Annotated in this window: 1 protein-coding gene; it reads right to left on the bottom strand. The window is 68.1% G+C overall.

Annotated elements, in window-relative coordinates; translation table 11 throughout:
* Positions 1 to 33: 33 nt before the first annotated feature.
* The coding region (locus tag BLW21_RS20930) for a Tn3 family transposase (RefSeq protein ID WP_092744052.1) at positions 34 to 2,379 on the bottom strand (2,346 nt) is incomplete at its 5' end.

Below are 2,379 nucleotides of genomic sequence, written 5' to 3' on the forward strand. Positions count from 1 at the left end.
GGGGTAGCGCAAGAGTAGGAACAGAAATTCCCGTTAAGGCAGTTGAGCGAGCTGTTCTTCCAAGCTCGTCGGGTCGCGTAGCGGGCGCAGTTGCCCGGCGGCAATGCCCTCGGGCAAGGTAAAGTCGTAGCGGCCTAACATGTTGATGTGTTCGTGCAGCAAGGGCGAGAGCCGGGCCACATCACCCGGCTCCGGCGGTTCGGCCACGGCCTGGTGTTGTTCCAAGGCTTGTTGCAGATAGCGCGTATTCCACAGCACCAGGGCGTTGAGGACCAGGCCCAGCGCGCCCAACTGGTCTTCCATGCCCTCGCGGTAGCGCTGGCGCAATTCGCCTTTCTTGCCGTGGAAGACGGCCCGCGCCACCGCGTGCCGCCCCTCGCCCCGGTTGAGTTGGACCAGGATGCGCCGGCGGTAGGCCTCGTCCTGCACGTAGGCCAGCAGGTAGAGCGTTTTCTCCACCCGCCCGACTTCGGCCACGGCCCGCCCTAGCCCAGAGAGGGAGCCGGCCCGTTGCAGCGTGCGCATGACGGCCGTGGCCTTGACCTTGCCCAGTTTGAGCGAGCCGGCCAGCCGCAGCATGTCGTCCCAGTGGTCGGCGATGAGCCGGGTACTAATGACGTGGCGGCTCAACTCGTTGAGCTCGCCGTAGTCGTCCTCTTTCTGGAGACGCCAGAAACGCTGGTCCGGCAGGTCGGCTAACCGGGGACTGAAGCGGTAGCCCAGCAGCGAAAACAGGCCAAAGACCACGTCGCTGTAGCCGTGCGTATCGGCCATGATTTCCCGGGGGTCGAGGCTCGTTTGCTGCTCCAACAGCCCGGCCAGGATGAAGAGCGAATCGCGCAGGGTGCCGGGAATGACGATGCCGTGAAAGCCGGTGAACTGGTCGCTGGTGAAGTTGTAGTAGGTCACGCCGCGTTCCGAGCCAAAGTATTTGCGGTTCCAGCCGGCGTGAATCGTCCGCACGGGCACGACGAAGCGCATACCGTCGGCCGAGGCCACTTCCCCACCGCCCCAGGCCTGGGCCAGCGGCAGCTGCGCCTGGGCGTCGACCAGCCGGGCGTTGGCGGCCGTAAGCGTTTCTACCCGCAGGTAGTTTTGCTGCACCCACGAGAGGTGCGGCAGCGTCAGGGCCGGCACGTCGGCCCGGGCCACGGTCTTCAGGCCAATGTTACAAGCCTGGGCCAGCAGCACGGCGCAGATACTCAGGGGCAAATCGGCCGCTTTGGTCTGGCCGTCGGCGACGTGGGTAAAAGCGCGGGCAAAGCCGGTGAAGGCGTCCACTTCCAGCAGCAGGGCCGCCAGCTCCACCTGGGGCAGGCGCTGGGCCAGCTGCGCCCGCAGTGCAGGGAGGCCTTCCGACTCGGTTTGAGCCGCCAGCGCGCTGACGCTTACGTAGGGCTGCCCGTCTTGCTCAAGCACCTGCAGGGCCGTGTTGCGGGGCAGGTTCGTGCGGACTTCGGTGTAGGCCGCCGCCAGCTGCTGCTGCCAGCGGGCCAACTCGACCTGCGGGTCGGTGGAGCGCTCCAGGGCCCGGGCCACCGAGTCGCGGACCTGCTCCCAGGCCTCGCCCCGCAGCAATTCGGCCCGCGGGTCGCCGTAGCGCTCGCTGCGGCGCACGAATACGTCGCGGCGGCGCAGCGCCTGGTGCAGGCGCTCGACTACGCAGAGCGTGTAGGCGGGCGGGTGGACTTGGCCTTTGGCCGGAAATACCCGCCGCGCCCACCGGGGCGGCACGACCGTGCGCGGGGCAGCAGTCCACTTCGGGCAGCCCCGGCCGCCGGCTTCCTGCACCTGCAAAAAGCGCCAGGCGTCGAGCAGGGACTTGGCCGCGGGCGTGCCCTCAAACACCACCCCGCGCAGCAGCGCCGGCAGAAAGCGACGGACCGTGGCGTAGCGCGTGCTCAGGGCCTGTACCAACGGGTCCTCCGCGCTACGAGCCAATTCCTGCACGGCGTCCGCCGCCTGGCGGAGCGTTTCTGCGCTGAGACGGTCCAGCACGTGCTGGCGGAGTTCGGCGTCCGGTACGGCCTCGTCGAGGAGCAGGCGCACCGCTTGTTCCAGCACCAGGGCCGCTTGATCCAAGTCCTTGAGCGAGCGCAGGCGCTCGCGACGGCGGGTCGTTTCCCCGCTCAGGGCTAGCGTGGCCATCAGCCCGTCAAACAGGTCCAGGATGTCATCGGTGGCCGTGCGTTCGAGCGTTTGCGCGAACACGAGCAGTGTGGCTTGGCGGCGCTCCTCGCTCATGCGCAAAAGGGTCTGGGCCCAGGCGGACTGGGCATGCCGGGCCAGGCGCGCCAGCCGGGCTTCGGGCAAATCCTGCACGGGCACTTCACTCACCCCCAGGGCTCGAATCTGGTCCAGGCGGCGCAGGGCAGCCAC

The organism is Hymenobacter psychrophilus (genome assembly GCF_900107135.1).
Lineage (GTDB): Bacteria > Bacteroidota > Bacteroidia > Cytophagales > Hymenobacteraceae > Hymenobacter > Hymenobacter psychrophilus.